19 protein-coding genes and 1 riboswitch are annotated in these 17391 nt (G+C 71.2%); of the genes, 10 read left to right on the top strand and 9 right to left on the bottom strand.

Annotation, left to right across the window (positions count from 1 at the left end):
- Positions 1-47 precede the first annotated feature (47 nt).
- Positions 48-593, top strand: coding sequence for an AAA family ATPase (locus ACIRJT_RS31445; RefSeq protein WP_403916052.1), 546 nt, complete (start codon positions 48-50; stop codon positions 591-593).
- Between the two features lie 90 nt (positions 594-683).
- Here the strand turns inward: ACIRJT_RS31445 and ACIRJT_RS31440 are convergent, their stop codons facing one another.
- The 3 genes from ACIRJT_RS31440 to ACIRJT_RS31430 are packed head-to-tail and all read right to left on the bottom strand — an operon-like array spanning position 684 to position 2825.
- Entirely contained in the window at positions 684-1013 is a 330-nt protein-coding gene (locus tag ACIRJT_RS31440) for an antibiotic biosynthesis monooxygenase family protein (RefSeq protein ID WP_403915875.1), read from the bottom strand.
- Positions 1010-2134 (bottom strand): sensor histidine kinase, encoded by a 1125-nt coding sequence (locus ACIRJT_RS31435; protein WP_403915872.1) that lies wholly within the window; start codon positions 2132-2134, stop codon positions 1010-1012. Before ACIRJT_RS31435 ends, ACIRJT_RS31440 begins: the two co-directional genes overlap by 4 nt.
- The gene (locus ACIRJT_RS31430) at positions 2127-2825 is read right to left on the bottom strand and encodes a response regulator transcription factor (protein ID WP_403915870.1); all 699 of its coding nucleotides are present in this window, start codon (positions 2823-2825) and stop codon (positions 2127-2129) included. The genes ACIRJT_RS31435 and ACIRJT_RS31430 overlap by 8 nt, the downstream gene beginning before the upstream one ends.
- 164 nt (positions 2826-2989) lie before the next feature.
- Here ACIRJT_RS31430 and ACIRJT_RS31425 point away from each other — a divergent pair, with 164 nt between their 5' ends.
- From ACIRJT_RS31425 to ACIRJT_RS31405, 5 genes are all read left to right on the top strand, one after another.
- Complete coding sequence (locus ACIRJT_RS31425) at positions 2990-3601, top strand: M15 family metallopeptidase (protein ID WP_403915868.1); 612 nt, start codon at positions 2990-2992, stop codon at positions 3599-3601.
- Positions 3602-3624: 23 nt separating this feature from the next.
- Complete coding sequence (locus ACIRJT_RS31420; protein ID WP_403915865.1) at positions 3625-4749, top strand: endonuclease/exonuclease/phosphatase family protein; 1125 nt, start codon at positions 3625-3627, stop codon at positions 4747-4749.
- A 105-nt stretch (positions 4750-4854) separates the two neighbouring features.
- A riboswitch (cobalamin riboswitch) is annotated at positions 4855-4981 on the top strand.
- A gap of 100 nt (positions 4982-5081) precedes the next feature.
- Positions 5082-6191, top strand: a complete 1110-nt coding sequence (locus tag ACIRJT_RS31415) for a FecCD family ABC transporter permease (protein ID WP_403915863.1) — start codon at positions 5082-5084, stop codon at positions 6189-6191.
- Positions 6191-6973, top strand: a complete 783-nt coding sequence (locus tag ACIRJT_RS31410; RefSeq protein ID WP_403915860.1) for an ABC transporter ATP-binding protein — start codon at positions 6191-6193, stop codon at positions 6971-6973. Before ACIRJT_RS31415 ends, ACIRJT_RS31410 begins: the two co-directional genes overlap by 1 nt.
- A 16-nt stretch (positions 6974-6989) precedes the next feature.
- On the top strand, positions 6990-8012 hold the full coding sequence (locus tag ACIRJT_RS31405; RefSeq protein ID WP_403915857.1) for an ABC transporter substrate-binding protein: 1023 nt from the start codon (positions 6990-6992) through the stop codon (positions 8010-8012).
- Positions 8013-8084: 72 nt separating this feature from the next.
- Here the strand turns inward: ACIRJT_RS31405 and ACIRJT_RS31400 are convergent, their stop codons facing one another.
- The 3 genes from ACIRJT_RS31400 to ACIRJT_RS31390 all read right to left on the bottom strand — a co-directional run bounded on the left by ACIRJT_RS31400 (position 8085) and on the right by ACIRJT_RS31390 (position 11464).
- Positions 8085-8915, bottom strand: coding sequence for an aldo/keto reductase (locus tag ACIRJT_RS31400; RefSeq protein ID WP_403915855.1), 831 nt, complete (start codon positions 8913-8915; stop codon positions 8085-8087).
- A gap of 68 nt (positions 8916-8983) precedes the next feature.
- A complete protein-coding gene (locus ACIRJT_RS31395) occupies positions 8984-10399 on the bottom strand; it encodes an NAD-dependent succinate-semialdehyde dehydrogenase (RefSeq protein ID WP_403915852.1) in 1416 nt (471 codons plus the stop codon).
- Between the two features lie 174 nt (positions 10400-10573).
- Entirely contained in the window at positions 10574-11464 is an 891-nt protein-coding gene (locus tag ACIRJT_RS31390) for an NAD-dependent protein deacetylase (protein ID WP_403915850.1), read from the bottom strand.
- Between the two features lie 280 nt (positions 11465-11744).
- Here ACIRJT_RS31390 and ACIRJT_RS31385 point away from each other — a divergent pair, with 280 nt between their 5' ends.
- Positions 11745-12323, top strand: coding sequence for a snapalysin family zinc-dependent metalloprotease (locus ACIRJT_RS31385; RefSeq protein ID WP_403915847.1), 579 nt, complete (start codon positions 11745-11747; stop codon positions 12321-12323).
- 196 nt (positions 12324-12519) lie between these two features.
- On the opposite strand, the gene ACIRJT_RS31380 is transcribed toward ACIRJT_RS31385, so the two are convergent.
- Positions 12520-13704, bottom strand: coding sequence for a GDSL-type esterase/lipase family protein (locus tag ACIRJT_RS31380; RefSeq protein WP_403915844.1), 1185 nt, complete (start codon positions 13702-13704; stop codon positions 12520-12522).
- Between the two features lie 40 nt (positions 13705-13744).
- Positions 13745-14317: a TetR/AcrR family transcriptional regulator gene (locus ACIRJT_RS31375; protein ID WP_403915841.1), complete on the bottom strand. Its 573-nt coding sequence runs from the start codon at positions 14315-14317 to the stop codon at positions 13745-13747.
- A gap of 82 nt (positions 14318-14399) precedes the next feature.
- Between ACIRJT_RS31375 and ACIRJT_RS31370 the strand changes: the two genes are divergently transcribed.
- The 3 genes from ACIRJT_RS31370 (at position 14400) to ACIRJT_RS31360 (ending at position 16689) form a co-directional block, all read left to right on the top strand.
- Positions 14400-14891, top strand: a complete 492-nt coding sequence (locus ACIRJT_RS31370; protein ID WP_403915838.1) for an FBP domain-containing protein — start codon at positions 14400-14402, stop codon at positions 14889-14891.
- A 344-nt stretch (positions 14892-15235) separates the two neighbouring features.
- Positions 15236-16486, top strand: a complete 1251-nt coding sequence (locus tag ACIRJT_RS31365; protein ID WP_403915835.1) for a cytochrome P450 — start codon at positions 15236-15238, stop codon at positions 16484-16486.
- Positions 16487-16491: 5 nt separating this feature from the next.
- Positions 16492-16689, top strand: coding sequence for a ferredoxin (locus tag ACIRJT_RS31360; RefSeq protein ID WP_403915834.1), 198 nt, complete (start codon positions 16492-16494; stop codon positions 16687-16689).
- 125 nt (positions 16690-16814) lie between these two features.
- Here the strand turns inward: ACIRJT_RS31360 and ACIRJT_RS31355 are convergent, their stop codons facing one another.
- Entirely contained in the window at positions 16815-17366 is a 552-nt protein-coding gene (locus tag ACIRJT_RS31355) for a tellurite resistance TerB family protein (protein WP_403915831.1), read from the bottom strand.
- Positions 17367-17391: the final 25 nt, after the last annotated feature.

Below are 17391 nucleotides of genomic sequence, written 5' to 3'. Positions count from 1 at the left end.
ACCTGATGGAGGGGTTCGGTCCGGAGCCGGGCCCGGCAGCGGCTAGCGTGTCCACCGTGAACGTGGGGACCGAGGAGACCCGGTTGATCGTCCTGCGCGGCAACAGCGCGACGGGGAAGTCGAGCGTGGCGGCCGGTCTCCGCGACAGCTTCGGCCGGGGACTGGCCGTGGTCGGCCAGGACAACCTCCGCCGCACCGTGCTGCGCGAACGCGACCGGCCCGGGGCGGCGAACATCGGCCTGATCGACCTGACGGCGCGCTACGCCCTGGACGCCGGCTACCACGTGGTGGTCGAGGGCATCCTCTACGCCGACCACTACGGCGACATGCTCGCCCGGCTGCGTGCCGACCACCGCGGCCCGACCCACGGGTACTACCTGGACGTCCCGTTCGCCGAGACCGTGGCCCGGCACGCCACCAAGCCGATCGCCGACGCGGTCGACGAGAACCAGCTGCGGGACTGGTACCGGCCCCGCGATGTGCTGCCCGACGGTGTAGAGACCGTGATCGGTCCCGACAGCATCCTGGCCGTGACCGTGGGCCGCATCATGCGCGACACCGGCCTGGCCTGCCTGCCGCCTGTCGACCGCTGACACGCGAGGCCGGCCCACGGCCCGGCGGCAGCGACCTGCCCGGCCGGCCGTGTGCCGGACCGGGCAGGTCACACAGCTGCGCCCGCTCGGCTACGCGCCGGTCGGGCCCGCCTGCTGCACGACCTCGAAGGACCACACCGTGGACCCGCTGGCCGCCGGCTTGGGGCGCTCACCGCTCCCGGCGCCGCCGCCCTGGTGGGCCGCCTTCATCGGCCCCTCCATCCACGCCTGGAAGGAGGCCTCGTCACGCCAGCGCGTGTAGACGAGGTAGTCGTCCGTGCCCTCGACGGGCCGGAGCAGCTCGAACCACTCGAATCCGTCGGAACCCTCCACGGCTTGGGCTCGGGAAGCGAAGCGCTTCTCCAGCGTCTCGCGTTGTTCCTGGGGGACGGTCAGCACATTGATCTTGACTACGCTCATGGCTCCATCCTGCCGTACGACGCCCGGGCGCCGTCGGCGGGCGGGGCCGTCGCGGGAAGTTCCACCGTGATGCGGATCCCGCCCTCCGCGCGCGGGGCCAGTGTGAGCGTTCCGTCGTGCGCGCGGGTGATGGTCTTGACGATGGCCAGGCCGAGACCGACGCCCGCGTGGTGTGCGTGCAACCGGTCGGCGCCGCGCCGGAACGGTTCGGTGAGCGTCGAGGCCAGCTGGGGGGTGACCTGCGCACCTGTGTTCTCGACCGTGAGTACCGCGGTCTCCCGGCGGACGCCGGTGGTCACCCGGACGCTGCCCCGTTCGGGCAGATTGTGGACGATCGCGTTGTGCACGAGGTTCGTGGTCAGCTGAAGCAGGAGCGCCGGCGACCCGATCGCGAGGGCGGTCCCGGCGTCTGTCTCGACGGTGACGCCCTGTTCCTCCGCGAGGGGAAGGAGGGTCTCGGTGGCCTCTTCCGCAAGCAGTGACAGGTCGACGCGTTCTCGGGAGAAGGAACGCCGGTCGGCGCGGCTGAGTACGAGCAGCGCCTCGGTGAGGTCGATCGCCCGGCCGTTGACGGCGTACAGGCGGTCGATGATCTCGTCGGTGTCGCGGTCCGGATCGGTGCGGGCCACCTCCAGAAGCGCCTTCGAGATCGCCAGCGGGGTACGCAGTTCGTGGGAGGCGTTGGCCGCGAACCTCTCCTGCTCGGCGACGTGCGCTTCGAGCCGGGCGAGCATCGTGTCGAACGAGTCGGCGAGCTCCCGGAACTCGTCCCTGCGGCCCGGCAGCCGGATCCGGTGGGAGAGCGACCCGTGCGTGGCCTCGCGGGTGGCTTCGGTGATCCGGGTCAGCGGGGCGAGCATACGGCCGGCGAGGACCCATCCCCCCAGGAGACCGAAGACGAGGAGGACCGCCAGCACGGTGGCCGCGGCCGGGGCGAACGTGTACGCGAGGAGCTGGCGGTTGGGGTTCTCGTGGAGCATCCGCTTGTCCCAGTCGTCGGGAACGTACTCCAGGAGGAACACCCACACCGCCGTGAGCAGCAGGATGCCGGCGACCATGAGGAATCCGGCGTAGCTGAGGGTGAGCTTGAGGCGGACGCTCAGCCCGGGCCGCCTAGCCACGGTCCACTCCGTCGCCGGGACCGGTGCCGGACGCTGGGCCGATGCGGTAGCCGACGCCCGGCACGGTGGCGATGATCCACGGTTCGCCGAGGCGCTTGCGCAGGGCCGAGACGGTGATGCGTACGGCGTTGGTGAACGGGTCGGCGTTCTCGTCCCACGCGCGTTCCAGGAGCTCTTCGGCGCTGACGACACCGCCGTCGGCGGCCACGAGGACATCGAGCACCGCGAACTGCTTTCTGGTCAGAGCGACGTAGCGGCCGTCCCGGTAGACCTCCCTGCGGAACGTGTCCAGCCGCAGACCCGCGATCTCCCGCACGGGGGGCCTGCTGTGGGCGCGTCTGCGGTCGAGCGCTCTGAGCCTGAGCACGAGCTCCCGGAGGTCGAAGGGCTTCGTGAGGTAGTCGTCGGCGCCGAGCCCGAACCCGGATGCCTTGTCGTCGAGGCGGTCGGCCGCTGTGAGCATGAGGATCGGCAGGCCACTGCCGGAGGCGACGATGTGTTCGGCGATCTCGTCGCCGGACGGCCCGGGGATGTCGCGGTCCAGGACGGCGATGTCGTAGGTGTTGACGCGCAGCAGCTCCAGAGCGGTGTCCCCGTCGCCCGCGATGTCCGCCGCGATCGCTTCGAGACGCAGGCCGTCGCGGACGGCCTCCGCCAGATAGGGCTCGTCCTCGACGATCAGCACGCGCATGGTTCGATGCTACGAGTCGGCACCTATCGTCGGCGTATCGAAAACCGCATACGGGTCGGCAACACCGCGCCGCCTTGACTGGCGGTATGACTCGACCACCTCCGTCAGCGCGAACCACACCCCGCCGGACGCGCGGGCCCCTCGTCGTCGGTGCGGTGTCCGTCGTGGCAGCGATCGCGACGGCCCTCGGCCACGCCCTGCTGAACCCCTCACCTGCCCCGTCGCCCTCGCCCTCCGCCTCACGGCACTTCCCGTCCGCCGCTCCCTCCTCGGCGCCGGCACCCCTGCACCCTCCGCTCCACCGTGAGCTCGGTGGAGCTCTGGGAGAGGCCGACGGGGCCGTCCCCGAGGGCGTGACGGTGCTCGACGACGGGATCCCGGCCGTAGCCAACCTCGACCCGGATCTGCTCACGGCCCTCCGCCGGGCGGCACGTCAGGCGGCGCGGGGCGGCGTCGAGTTCGCCGTCAACAGCGGCTGGCGATCACCGGAGTACCAGAATCGGCTGCTCCGCAAGGCGATCGCGCGGTACGGGTCCGAGGCCGAGGCCGCCCGATGGGTGGCCACCGCGAAGACGTCACCGCACGTGTCGGGGGACGCGGTCGACATCGGACCGGCCGACGCGACGGAGTGGCTGTCCGAGCACGGCGCGGGATACGGGCTGTGCCAGACCTACCGGAACGAACCCTGGCACTACGAACTGCGCGCGGAAGCGATCGACCGGGGTTGCCCGCGTATGTATGCCGACCCCGCCCAGGACCCGAGGATGCGACAGTGACCGGCAGCGAGCGAGGACGGACGATGACGCGGGTGGACACGGCCGGGACCGCACAGGGCCACGGGTATACGGCCGGGACGGCACAGAGCGACGTGAACACGGCCGGTCCCCGGCAGGGCGACACCGATCTCCGGGACGCGGACCCCGGGGAAACCGGCCCCCGGCACACCGGCGCGAGGGCAGGCACCTGGAAGCGCGGCCGGGTGCTCGCGGCGGCGTCGCTGCTGCTGGGCCTGCTCATGCTGTTGCACGCGAGCATCCCGAACCGGATCGGGAACCTCGGCAGCCTGGTGGAGACCTTCCTCCCGTGGTCCGGCCTGCTCGTCCCGCTGCTGCTGGGCGGGGCGCTGCTGCGCCGCTCCGTCCTCGCGGCCGTCGCGCTGCTGCTGCCGGCCGTCGTGTGGCTGAACCTCTTCGGCGGCCTGCTCAGCGACAAGTCCCACCCGGGCGGCGACCTCACCGTGGTCAGCCACAACGTCGGCGCCGACAACCCCGACGCGGCGGGAACCGCCCGCGCCCTGGTCGCCTCCGGTGCGGACGTGCTGGCACTCGAAGAGCTGGACCCGGGGGCCCGCAGGACGTACGAGAGGGAGCTGGCGACCACGTACCCGCACCACACGGTGCTGGGCACGGTCGGCGTGTGGAGCAGACTGCCGCTGTCGGACACCCGGCCGGTCGACGTCGAGATGGACGCGGGGCCGCTGGGGGACGCGAAGCCCGCCGACGTCAAGCTGGAGTACAACCGTGGGCTGCGCACCACGGTGGCCACGGACCACGGGCCCCTGGCGGTGTACGTGGCGCACCTCGGATCCGTACGGGTGAATCCCAGGGCGGGCCTCTCGTCGGGCCAACGGGACGCCGGCGCGCGGTCGCTCGGCCAGGCCCTCGCCGCCGAGCAGAACGATCGGGTGGTGCTGCTCGGCGATCTGAACGGCACCCTGGACGACCGCGCGTACGCGGGCATCACCTCGCGGATGCGATCGGCGCAGGAGGCGTCAGGCGACGGGTTCGGCTTCAGCTGGCCCGCCACGTTCCCGGTGGTGCGGATCGACCAGATCCTGGTCCGGGGCGTGGAGCCGGAGAGCTCGTGGGTACTGCCCGCGACCGGCAGTGACCACCTGCCGGTGGCGGCCCGCCTCAGCTGGTGAGACCGCGGAAGGTTTTGGGCGCGCCCGCAATTCTCGTACGTTCTCGGGGCGGGCGATCGGACCTTCCACGTCCTGCTGCGGTTCACCCGCCGCCGGGACGGGATGAACGCACGCGCTAGGCTGCGTTCCGCCACGGGGGAAGTCCGGTCGAAATCCGGCGCTGACCCGCAACGGTAGACGGAGCCCCCGGGTTCCGTGAGCCCGATCACCCGCGGCGGACAAGGCTCCTGACGATTCGCCGTGGACTGCGAATGGGCGCTGCGCGGGGCGGCCGCCGCCCGGGGCCGCTCCTCATCGCGCGACGCACGGCCCAAGGCGAAAGCGACCTGCCTGTGGCCACGTCTCTCGACCGCATACCCCCCAAGCCGTCGCGCCCCGCGCACCCCGGCACCGGACCGGCGCCACCCCGGCGCGTGCCCCTGCCGCTTCTCCTGGCCGGCCTGTGTGCGGCCCTGCCCCTCTCACTCGTCTGCGGAGCGGCACTCGGGGCGTCGGGGCTCTCCTGGGCGGAGGTGACGCGCTACCTGTGGGCAGGGCTGACCGGCGGAGCCATCGGCCCCGACGAGGTCCCCGGCTACACCATCGTCTGGGAACTGCGCCTGCCACGAGCCGTGCTGGCCGCCGTCGTCGGGGCCGGCCTGTCCGCCATCGGCGTAGCCGTCCAGGCCATGGTGCGCAACGCGCTGGCCGACCCGTTCGTGCTCGGCATCTCCTCGGGCGCGGCGGTCGGCGCCAACGCCGTACTCATCTTCGGGGCCTTGGGAGCGCTGGGCATCTGGGCCCTGTCCACGGCGGCGTTCCTCTCCGCGCTCCTCGCCATGCTGCTCGTGTACGCGGTCGCCCGCACCGAACGCGGACTGACCCCGCTCCGGCTCGTCCTGACGGGGACCGCGATGTACTACGGGTTCTCCGCCGTCACCACGTTCATGGTGTTCGCGGCCGAGCGCGGGGAAGCGGCCCGCTCCGCGATGATGTGGCTGCTCGGCAGCCTGAGCGGGGCCAACTGGGCCGCCGTGCCGATCGCCGCCGGAGCGGTGCTCGCCGGCCTCGCGCACCTCGGCTGGTCGGCACGGCGCCTGAACGCCCTCGCCATGGGGGACGAGACCGCCGCCGCCCTCGGGGTCGATCCCGGGAGGCTGCGCAAGGAGCTCTTCCTCGTCTCCGCGGCCGTGACCGGGGCGGTGGTCGCGGTGAGCGGGGCGATCGGCTTCGTCGGCCTGATGGTCCCGCACGCCGCACGGATGCTGGTCGGCGCGGACCACCGCCGACTCCTGGCCGTCGCACCCCTGGCGGGAGCCGTCCTGCTGATCTGGGTGGACATCCTCTCGCGCGTGGTGCTGGCGCCGGCCGAGCTGCCGGTGGGCGTCCTCACCGCGGTCATCGGCGTTCCCTGCTTCCTCCTCCTCATGCGCCGGCGCGCCTACTCCTTCGGAGGCATCTGATGCGGATCGACATCGACGCGCTCACCGTCGAGATCGCCGGTGCGCGGCTGGTGGACCAGGTCACCCTGGGCGCGGCCGACGGGCAGCTCGTCGGCCTGGTCGGTCCCAACGGCAGCGGGAAGTCGACCCTGTTGCGCTGCGTCTACCGGGCCCTGCGCCCATCGGCGGGCGCCGTCAGGATCGGTGGTGACGACCTCCACACCCTGAGCGCCCGGGAAGGCGCCCGGCGGCTGGCCGCCCTTCCGCAGGACGCGGTCGCCGAATTCGACTTCACCGTCGCCGAGATCGTCGCCATGGGGCGGCTGCCGCACCAGGGGCCGGTGGCCCGGGCATCCGACGAGGACCGCCGCCTCTGCGACGAGGCGCTGGCAGGGGTCGGCGCGGGACACCTGGCCGAACGCGGCTTCCTCAGCCTCTCCGGCGGCGAGCGGCAGCGCGTCCTGATCGCGCGCGCCCTCGCCCAGCAGCCCCGGGTCCTGGTGTTCGACGAACCCACCAACCACCTGGACATCGCCCACCAGTTGGAGGTCCTCGCCCTGGTCCGCGGCAGCGGCCTGACCGTGCTCACCGCCCTGCACGACCTGAATCTGGCAGCCCTGCACTGCGACGTGGTCCACGTCATCGACCGCGGCCGGATCGTCGCCTCCGGGGCCCCGCACGAGGTCCTGACCACCGAACTGCTGGCCGACGTCTTCGGCGTACGGGCGCACCGCGTCGCACATCCGGAGACCGGCGCGCTCCAACTGCTCTTCGACCTTCCCGCCGCCCGCCCCACCTCCTGAAGGAGCCTCGACCACCATGCCCAACCTCCTGCGCCCCGCAGCTCTCGTGCTCGCGGCCGCCCTGGCCCTCACCGGCTGCGGAGCGGACGTCACCTCACGGGCCGACGGGAAGGACCGCACGTCCGAGGCCGACCGCCACTACCCGGTGACCGTCGAGAACTGCGGGGAGAAGAAGACGTACGACAAAGCCCCGCAGCGCGTCGTCACCAACGACACCGGCATCACCGAGATCATGTTCGCCCTCGGGCTGGAGGACCACATGGCCGGGTACGTGATGCCCGACGACAAGGGCGACATGACGTCCGTCCCCTGGAAGGACGGCTACAAGAAGACCAAGTGGCTCTCCAAGGAGCGGATCAACAAGGAACTGGTCCTCGACGCGCGTGCCGACCTGGTCTTCGCCGGCTGGAACTACGGATTCAACGAGGGGGAGGGCTTCACCCCCGCCGAACTGGAGCGCGTGGGCATCGACTCGTATCTGCTCAGCGAGTCGTGCCGCAACGGCCAGGGCAAGGCCCGCGGGGTCATGCCCCCGCTCGAAGCGCTCTACACCGACCTGCGGAACCTCGGAAAGATCTTCGACGTCGAGGACCGGGCGGACACCCTCATCACGTCGTTCCGCGAGGAGGTCGCCGACGCACGGGCGAAGGCGGCCAAGGGCGGTGACCGCCTCCGCGTCTTCCTGTACGACGACGGGAAGGACAAGCCGCTGACCTCGGGCGCGTACGCCGGGCCGCACGACATCATCACCAAGGCCGGCGGCGACCACATCATGAAGGATCTCAAGGACAGCTGGACGACGGTGGGCTGGGAGACCGTGGTCGACCGTGATCCCGAGGTCATCGTCATCAACAACTACGGCGACACCGGAGCGGACGAGAAGCGGAAATTCCTGAAGTCCTACAAGCCGCTTGCCGGCGTATCCGCGATTCTGGACGACCGGATCGTCGTACTCGACTACGTGGACCTGGTCGAGAGCCCGCGCAATCCCGCGGCCATCAGCTCGTTGGCGGATGACCTGAGGAAGTTCGCCCGGTAGGTGCGGCCGCCGCGTGAGGCGGGGCGGGCCCGGCCCGGAGGTCCCTCCCGGGCCGGGCCCCGCTCGGTCGGCTCAGCCGTTGAACGTGTCCGGGTCGGGCCCGGTGCGCTCGCCCCGGTCGAGGGCGGCGATCTCGCCCAGGTCCCCTTCGGTGAGCTCGAAGTCGAAGAGCGCGAAGTTGTCCTGGATGCGCTTCAGCGTCACGGACTTGGGGAACACGATGTCCCCACGCTGCAGGTGCCAGCGCAGTACCACCTGCGCGGGGGTCCTGCCCAGCCGCTCGGCGATGCGTGTGACCGTCGGGTCGGCGAGCACCTTGCCCTGGGCGATGGGCGACCACGCCTCCGTGGCGATGTCGTGCTCCGCCCCGAAGGCGCGCAGGGCATCCTGCGTGAGGTACGGGTGCACCTCGATCTGGTTGACGGCGGGCACCACCGTGCTGTTGTCCAGCAGTCGCCGCAGGTGGTTCTCCTGGAAGTTGGAGACCCCGATCGCCTTGACGCGTCCGGACCGGTAGATCTCCTCCAGGGCCTTCCACGTCTCCACGAAGTCCCCCGAGCCCCCCGGCAGGGGCCAGTGGATGAGGAAGAGGTCCAAGTGGTCGAGGTCCAGTTCCTCCATGGAGCGGTCGAACGCCCGGAGCGCCTCGTCGGGTGCGTGCGCGCCGTTGTCCAGCTTGCTCGTCACGAAGACGTCGGCGCGGTCGAGTCCCGACTCGCGGACCGCCTGGCCGACCTCCTTCTCGTTGCCGTACATCTGCGCCGTGTCGATGTGCCGGTAGCCGGTCTCCAGGGCAGCGAGCGTGGTCTCACAGGTTTCGTCCGGCGGGATCTGGAAGGTGCCGAAGCCGAGCTGGGGGATCGTCACACCGTTGTTGAGCGTGATGGAGGGTACTGAGGGCACGATTGCTCCTTGCTGTGTCGACGCCTCGGGTGGCGGTGTGGTTAGAGGTACGGGGGCGGGGCCGCCGCTCAGCCGGCGATGCCGCGGAGTTCGGCGTCGGGCGGCAGCACCCGGACGAGCTTGCGGTTGACGAACTCCTGCATACCGAGCTTCGACAGCTCCCGGCCGTAGCCGGACCGCTTGATCCCGCCGAACGGCAGATCGGGCTGGGTCGAGGTCGGGTGGTTGACCCAGACCATGCCGGTCTCCACCCGCTCGGCCACCCGGCGGCCCCGCTCCACATCGGCGCAGAAGACGGATCCGCCCAGGCCGTACTGACTGTCGTTGGCGAGCGCGACGGCTTCGTCCTCGTCCTCGACCCGGTAGATCACTGCGGCCGGGCCGAACAGTTCCTCCGCGTACGCGCGCATTCCCGGCTTGACGCCGGTGAGGATCGTGGGCCGGACGAAGGCTCCGGGACGGTCGATCCGGTCGCCGCCGGTCAGCAGCTCGGCTCCCTGCTCCACTGTTTCGCGGATCTGCTCGACCAGGTCGGAGGCGGCCCGTTCGGTCGAGAGCGGCCCCAGCGTCGTCGCCTCGTCGGCCGGATCGCCGGGCTCCAGGGCCTCGAAGGCGCGTCGCATGCGTTCCACGAAGGCGTCGTAGACGTCCGCCAGCACGATGAACCGCTTCGATGCCACGCAGCTCTGCCCGGTGTTGGCCATCCGGCCGGCCACCGCGGCGCCGACCGTACGCTCCAGCCCCTCACCGTCGAGGACGATGAAGACATCACTGCCGCCCAGCTCCAGCAGGCTCGGCTTCATGTTCCGCCCGGCCCGCTCGGCGACCTGGGCCCCCGCGCGTTCGCTTCCGGTCAGCGACGCGCCCTTGACCACCGGACTGTCGATGATGCGCGAGATCTCCTCGTGGCTCACGAACAGGTTGGTGTAGACGCCCTCGGGCGCGCCCGCGTCGCGGAAGAGCACCTCCAGGGCCAGGGCGGACTGCGGGCAGATTCCGGCGTGCTTGACCAGGACGGTGTTGCCCAGGACCAGGTTGGGTCCCGCGAAGCGCACCACCTGATAGAGCGGGAAGTTCCACGGCATGACGCCGAGCAGGACTCCGAGCGGCTCGTGGACGAGGTACGCCTGTCCCTCCTCGACGTCGAGGGGTTCGCGGGCCGCGAAACCGGGCCCGTGCTCCGCGTAGTACGCGAGGATGGAGGCGGCGAGATCCACTTCTCCCCGTGCCTCGGAGATGAGCTTTCCCATCTCCAGGGTGATGAGTTGCGCCAAGGTCTCCTTGCGCTCCCTCATCAGCCCGGCAACACGGCCGACCAGCGCGGCACGCTCCTCGACGGGTCGCTTCCGCCACGCGTCGAACGCGCCGTCGGCGGTTTCCAGCACCGCGTCGACTTCCCCACCCTCGATGGCCGGGAACTCCGCGAGCGTTTTCCCGGTGTACGGATTGACGGTGGCGAACGAACTCTTGCGCTGCTCTGACATGGAATCTCCAGAACGACGGTTGTGGTGCGGGGACGGAACGGTGCGCTCCGCCTCTCTGTGGGGTACCCGACTAGGTGGGCAGAAAACTGCCTATAAGCACCTATATCGGTAATCGCGCACTCACGCAGAGTCGTGGAACCGCAGGCTCGCGCTCCCCTGCCCCGCTCCGAGGCCCTACGGGAGGTCGACGGGAACGCCCAGTCGGCGGGCCGCGGTGGTGAGGGTGTCACCCAGCGGGAGGCCGACACGGGTCAGGGCGTGCCGGTCGCCCCTGGTCGGGTCCCGGTTGATGATCAGCACCGGCACTCCGGCCCGGTCGGCCTGGCGGACGAATCGGAGCCCGGACATCACCGTCAGCGAGGAGCCCAGGACCAGCAGGGTGCTCGCCCCGCGGACCAGTTCGCGGCAGTGCTCGACCCGCTGCGGGGGCACGGCCTCGCCGAAGAACACCACGTCCGGCTTGAGGACTCCGCCGCAGACCGCGCACGGCACCACGCGGAAGTCCCCGACCTGTTCGTCGGTGAGGTCGGCGTCGCCGTCCGGGTTCATCGAGGTGGCCACCGGCGCGAACCCCTCGTTGGCCTCCTCCAGCCGGCGCGCCAGCTCGGGGCGCGGGCTGAAGGCGCCGCACGACAGGCAGACGACCCGGTCCAGACGTCCGTGGAGGTCGACGACGTCCGCGCTGCCGGCGGCCTGGTGCAGGCCGTCGACGTTCTGGGTGATCACACCCGAGAGCAGACCTCGCCGCCCGAACGCGGACACGGCCCGGTGCCCAGCGTTGGGCCGGGCGCGGCCGAACGTACGCCAGCCGAGGTGGCTGCGCGCCCAGTACCGGCGACGGGCCCCGGCGTCGGCGGTGAAGTCCTGGTAGGTCATCGGTGTGTGTCGGCTCAGGCTCCCGCCCTCGCCCCGGTAGTCGGGGATGCCCGACTCCGTGGAGATGCCCGCACCGCTCAGGACCAGCACACCGCCACCGCGCAGCGCCTCGACGACCGGCGCCAGGTCCGTGGTGCCCGGCAGCGGCTCCTCGGTGGGGGTCCAGCTCAGGGTGGGTCGCATGCGCATGCCCTCAGGGTACGGAACGCGCCCCCGATGGCGACGGGACGGGCGACAGGGCCGCGAGAGCGACCCCATGGGACGAAGGGGCCCGGGTCAAGATCCGGACAGGGTGCGTTTCCGGCCTCATTTCATGACAGGTGCATGATCAAGCTGCGATCGCGGCATACGTTCTGCGGCCCCGGGAGGATCGGCGGCCGGCCCGTGCGTCCGTACGGTTCGCGACGACCGCCCTCCCACTCCCTCGGCTCCGCGCGGAGCCGAGCCCCCCATGAGTGAAGGGACAGCAATGCTGGAATCCAGATGGCTCAAGGCAGTCGGTGTCGCCGCGGCGATCACCCTGGCCACAGCTACGGCGGCGCAGGCCGCTCCCGCGCCGGACCCGGCGGCGGAGGGCGCGTCGGCGGTGGTGACGCTCCGGTACGACGACAGCCGGGCCGGCGGCTGGGAGGCGCAGATCGCGGCAGGGGTCGCCTCGTGGAACTCCACCGTCGACAACGTCAAGCTGGTCGAGGCCGCGCCCGGCACGCGTGCCGAGATACAGATCGTGGCCACCAGCGGCTGGCCGCAGGCCACCCTCGGCCCGGTCCGGCCCGGCGGCCAGGTCAGGGTGGAGCTGGGCAGCCAGGCGGTCGCCCAGGGTCACGACAAGACCCGCATCGCCGCCCACGAGATCGGCCACAGCCTGGGGCTGCCGGACACCAAGCCCGGCCCCTGCTCCCAGCTGATGTCGGGATCCAGCGCCGGTACCAGCTGCAAGAACGCCGTACCGAACGCGGCCGAGCAGTCCCGTGTCGAGTCCGCCTACGCGGGCGGCCTCGCCCCGCGTGTGCCGGCTGACGGACGCGTCCTGGTCGACGCCTCGTAATCGGCTGTACGAGGGCTTACGAAGTGCCGGCCTTGACCTGAAGCGGCGCTCGGTCCCCCCGTTCCCGGCCGGCTCGCCGCCGGAACCGGGCAGCGGGGGGCCGGGTTCCCTGCTTGCGGAACGGTGGCGTCCGACGGGGACGCGGACGGCTCAGCGGCTCACCGTGCCCCCGTGCGCGCGTCGATTGTGCCCGGCGTCACGGGTTGCTCGGCGTGAACGGTCCGTCGTGGCCGAAGGCGAGGCGTGCGAAGCGCTCGGCGATGAGCCGGTGGGCGGCGGGGTCCGGGTGCAGGTCGTCGGGGAGCGGGAGTTCGGCGTGATCGCTCTCGCCGTAGAGGTCGAGGCCGTCGAGGTAGTGCAGATGGGGGTCGGTGGCGGCGCGTTCGGCGACGATCCGGGCCAGCTCGTCGCGGATGACGGTGAGGGTCAGCTTCCCGGCGGCGCTCTCCGCGGGATCGCCCATGGCCACGAACCGGAGCCGCCCCTCGCTCATCGCGCTGTAATTCGGGGCGCTGGGGCCCGGAGTGGTCTCGTGGATGGGGCAACGGATCGGCGAGACCACCAGCAGCGGTGCGGTGGGGTGGCCTTCGCGGATGGTGTCGAGGAAGCCGTGGACCGCCGGGCCGAACGCTCGCAGCCGCATCAGGTCGGCGTTGACGAGGTTGATGCCGATCTTCACGCTGATCAGGTCGGCGGGAGTGCCGCGCATGGCGCGGGCGGTGAACGGATCGAGCAGGGCGCTGCCGCTGAATCCCAGGTTGATCAGCTCGGCTTCGCCGAGTTTCGCGGCCAGGGCGGGCCAGGTGCCGGTCGGGACGGCGGCGTTGGATCCGTGGCTGATGGAGCTGCCGTGGTGCAGCCAGACCGGCCGGCCGCTCGGCCGGGGGCTCCGGAGCGGCGCGTCGGTGCGCAGGGCGACCAGGAGCGTGGTCTCGTCGTGGGGCAGCCAGATCTCGACGTCCTTCTCCGTGTCCGGCAGGCCGGTGAACCGGAGCGTTTCCACGGGGCCGGGCCGGGTCCGCGAGGTCATCGAGGCCAGGTCCATGGTGAGCGTGTCACCGTCCGGGGCACTGGCCCGGGCCGTGGGGCGGCCATCCACGAGCAGCTCGTACACGCCGTCGGGGCGCGGTGGCGCTCCGGGATAGACCCGCTTCGTGGCCACCACGTCCAGCTCGACGGCGGTGGCCCGCGTGCGGAACGCCAGTCGGACCCCGGAGGGCTGCGATTCGGCCATGGCCAACTGGTCGTCGGGAATCTGCCGCCGGGCCCGCGCGGGCAGCCGGTGCGGCAGCATTCCGCGCTCGGTCCGCTCCAGGTCGAGCGCGCCCCGCAGGATCTCGGTGCTGATGGGGGTCGTCGTCCAGTCGTGCCGGGGGGTCATCTTCTCGGTCTCTCCGGTCGTCGAGGGGCGGGAGGCGAGGTCAGGAAGGAGTGGGCCAGCTGCGCAGCAGGGAGTCGAGCGCGTCAAGGATCTCCGTCCAGCTCTCCTGGGAGTCGGGTGAGCTGTGGCTGAAACCGCCGGCCGCCTCCAGCCCCACATAGCCGCTGAAGACGCTGCCCAGGAGCCGCACCGCGTGCGTCTGCTGGAGCTCGGTCAGGTCGTAGCCGCGCAGGATCGCCCGCATCATCCGGGAGTGCCGGACGCCTGCGCTCGTGGCCGCCGCGTCCGCGTCGAGCCGGAACCCGGCCGCGGCGAAGCGCCCAGGGTGCTGGAGGGCGTAGTCGCGGTAGGCGTTGGCGAAAGCGGTGAGCGCGTCCCGGCCCGCCCGTCCCGCGAGTGCCGTCGACGCCTGGTCGGCGAGTTCCCGCAGGGCCAACAGGGCGATCTTCGTCTTGAGGTCGTGGGCGTTCTTCACGTGCGAGTACAGGCTCGCGGTCTTGATGCCCAGCCTCCGGGCGAGCTCCGACGGGGTCACCTGCTCGAAGCCGATCTCGTCCGCCAGCTCGGCCCCCGCCCGCGCGACGCGCTCCGCGGCCAGTCCTGCTCGTGCCATGCGGCCCTCCGAACGCTCCCCTGTGATTGCCTAAGTAAATATACATTTGCCTAATGAGATTAGGCAAATTAGCGTGAAGTCCATGAAGCCCCTGACCGAGCAAGAGATCCGTTCCGCCTTCGTCAACTGCACCAAGGGCGAGGCCAAGCGCCTGTCCGTTCCCCGGGACCTCGCCGACCGGCCCTGGGACGACCTGGACTTCCTGGGCTGGCGCGACCCTCAGGCTCCCGACCGGGCCTACCTGGTGCTCGCCCCGGGCGAGGGCCCCGTCGCCATCCAGCTGCGCTCCTCCGACGCCGGATCCTGGCAGACCCGCCGCAGCATGTGCTCGTTGTGTGTGACCGTCCACACCGGAGGCGTCTCCTTGCTGGTGGCCCCCAAGTCGGGCAAGGTGGGCCAGCAGGGCAACTCGGTCGGCGCCTACATGTGCAGCGACCTCGCCTGCTCGCTCTACGTACGCGGGAAGAAGGACGCGGGCACCGGGTCACGGCTCCGCGAGTCCCTCACTCTGGAGCAGCAGATCGAGCGGACCGTGGCGAATCTCGCGGCGTTCGTCGCCAAGGTGAGGGCGTGACCCGACGCGGCCTGAGGGGCGTCGCTCGTGCGGCACGGTAGGTGTGTGCGCGCTCCGCCTGCCGTGGGAAGTGTCGATGGACGGCATGGTTCCGGACGCTGCGGTGAACGATTCAGGCCGCGGAAGGGGCGGTGCTCTCCCGGGTGCCGCTCCGCCGCACCCGCTGGACCTGAGCGAATGCGAAACCGTTCGACCGTGTGCGAAAGACACCGGCCAGATCCCGCGGTCCCGCGAAGTGGCCGGTCCGGGCGTCGACCCAATAGGTGCCTGGGGCATCCAATTGGGTGAGGTGCGGAGCGGCCCGCTCCGCACCTATCACCGAGCACTGCGAGGCGACCGCTCCCATGACGGAATCCACGACGGAACCGGCCCGCCAGGACCCCGCTCTCACCGGTCCTTCCACCGAACCGACCTCCGCGACACCGTTCCCGCAGGACCGCGAGTGCCCTTACCACCCGCCCGCCGGGTACGAACCGCTGCGCGCGGACCGGCCGCTGAGCCGGGTCACCCTCTTCGACGGACGTCCGGTCTGGGCGGTCACCGGCCACGCCCTGGCCCGCCGGCTGCTGGCGGATCCGCGGCTGTCCACCGATCGCACCCACCCCGACTTCCCCGTGCCGGCCGAGCGGTTCGCGAACGTGCAGCGGCGGCGCGTGGCTCTGCTCGGCGTCGACGACCCCGAGCACAACTCCCAGCGCAGGATGCTCATCCCGAGCTTCTCCGTGAAGCGGATCGCCGCGCTGCGCCCCCGCATCCAGGAGACGGTGGACCGATTGCTGGACGCGATGGAGCGGCAGGGGCCGCCCTCCGAGCTGGTCGCCGACTTCGCGCTGCCGGTGCCGTCGATGGTGATCTGCGCGCTCCTCGGTGTTCCGTACGCCGACCACGAGTTCTTCGAGGGCTGCTCGCGGCGGCTCCTGCGGGGCTCGGGCGCGGCCGATGTGGACAAGGCCCGGATCGAGCTGGAGGACTATCTGGGCGCCCTGATAGACCGCAAGCGGACGGAGCCGGGGGAGGGCCTCCTGGACGAGTTGATCCACCGGGACCACCCGGGCGGACCCGTCGACCGGGACGACCTCGTCTCGTTCGCCTTGATTCTGCTCGTCGCGGGGCACGAGACGACGGCGAACATGATCTCGCTCGGTACGTTCACGCTGCTGAGGCATCCCGGGCAACTGGCCGCGCTGCGGTCCGGAGAGGCGACGACGGCCGCGGTGGTCGAGGAGCTGCTGCGGTTCCTGTCCATCGCCGACGGTCTGCAGCGGCTGGCGACCGAGGACATCGAGGTGGACGGGACGACGATCCGCGAGGGCGAGGGCGTGCTCTTCTCGACCTCGCTCATCAACCGCGACACCGAGGTGTACGACCACCCGGAGACGCTCGACTGGGACCGGTCCGCCCGCCACCATCTCGCCTTCGGCTTCGGTGTCCACCAGTGCCTGGGCCAGAATCTGGCCCGCACCGAGCTCGACATCGCCCTGCGCACGCTCTTCGAGCGGCTGCCGGCGCTCAGGCTCGCCGTGCCCGCGCACGAGATCCAGCACAAACCCGGAGACACGATCCAGGGTCTGCTGGAACTGCCCGTGGCCTGGTGAGCGGGATGGGCGTCCAGGTCGACAAGGAACGCTGCGTGGGGGCCGGCATGTGCGCCCTGACCGCGCCGGACGTGTTCACGCAGGACGACGACGGGTTCAGCGAGATGCTTCCCGGCCGCCCGCCGGAGCCGGGGGACCACCCGCTGGTGCGGGAGGCCGTGCGGGCCTGCCCGGTCGGGGCGGTCTCCCTGATCGACGACTGACGGGCCTGACGGGTCTGACCGGAGGGGTGGGAGGTACGCGCTCGACGGGAGGGACGGGCCCCGGCGGGACGCGACACGGTCGCGCCCGCCGGGTTTCCGCCGCTACGGGAAACGCACCGGCCGGATCAGAGGCCGAACTCCTGCGGGGACACCCCGAGCGCCATGCAGGCTTCCCGCAGAACCTGCGCCTCGGCCGGGGCGATGTACCCGTCCGCGCCGGCGATCACGAAACCGGTCTGGACGACCGCCTTGGCCTCCACCGGCTTCTTCGCGGCCTTGGCGATCTCCTGCATGGCCTCGGTCTTGCCCTGCTGGAAGTTGAACATCATCTGATCGACATGCTTGTTGAACCTCTGCCGCAACTGCTCGGGCGGGAAGTTCTGCAGGACGTCGTTCTGCAGGATCAGGGTCTCCACGTGGTGCCGCTCGGCCGGGTCGACCGTCCCGTCGGCGGCCGCGACCAGAGCGCACATCGCCATACTGGCGTCCCGGTACGCCCCGCTCTTGAGCTCCGTCTTGAGGGAGCCGAGCTGCGACTTGAGCAGCCCCACCAACTTCTCCTTCGAGCCGCCCGCGGCTCCCGTACCCGCGTGCCGCTGGCCGGCGGGGCCCCTCGTGCCCTGCGACTGCTGCTGCAGCCCCTTGGCCTGGTCCTTGATGCGGTCCCACATAGCCATGCGTGCCACCTTGTCGATCGGATCG

It is taken from the genome of Streptomyces sp. NPDC102283, from assembly GCF_044766265.1.
GTDB lineage: Bacteria > Actinomycetota > Actinomycetes > Streptomycetales > Streptomycetaceae > Streptomyces.
Note: the sequence above shows the minus strand (reverse complement) of the source record. Positions and strands in the feature narration are given on the sequence as shown.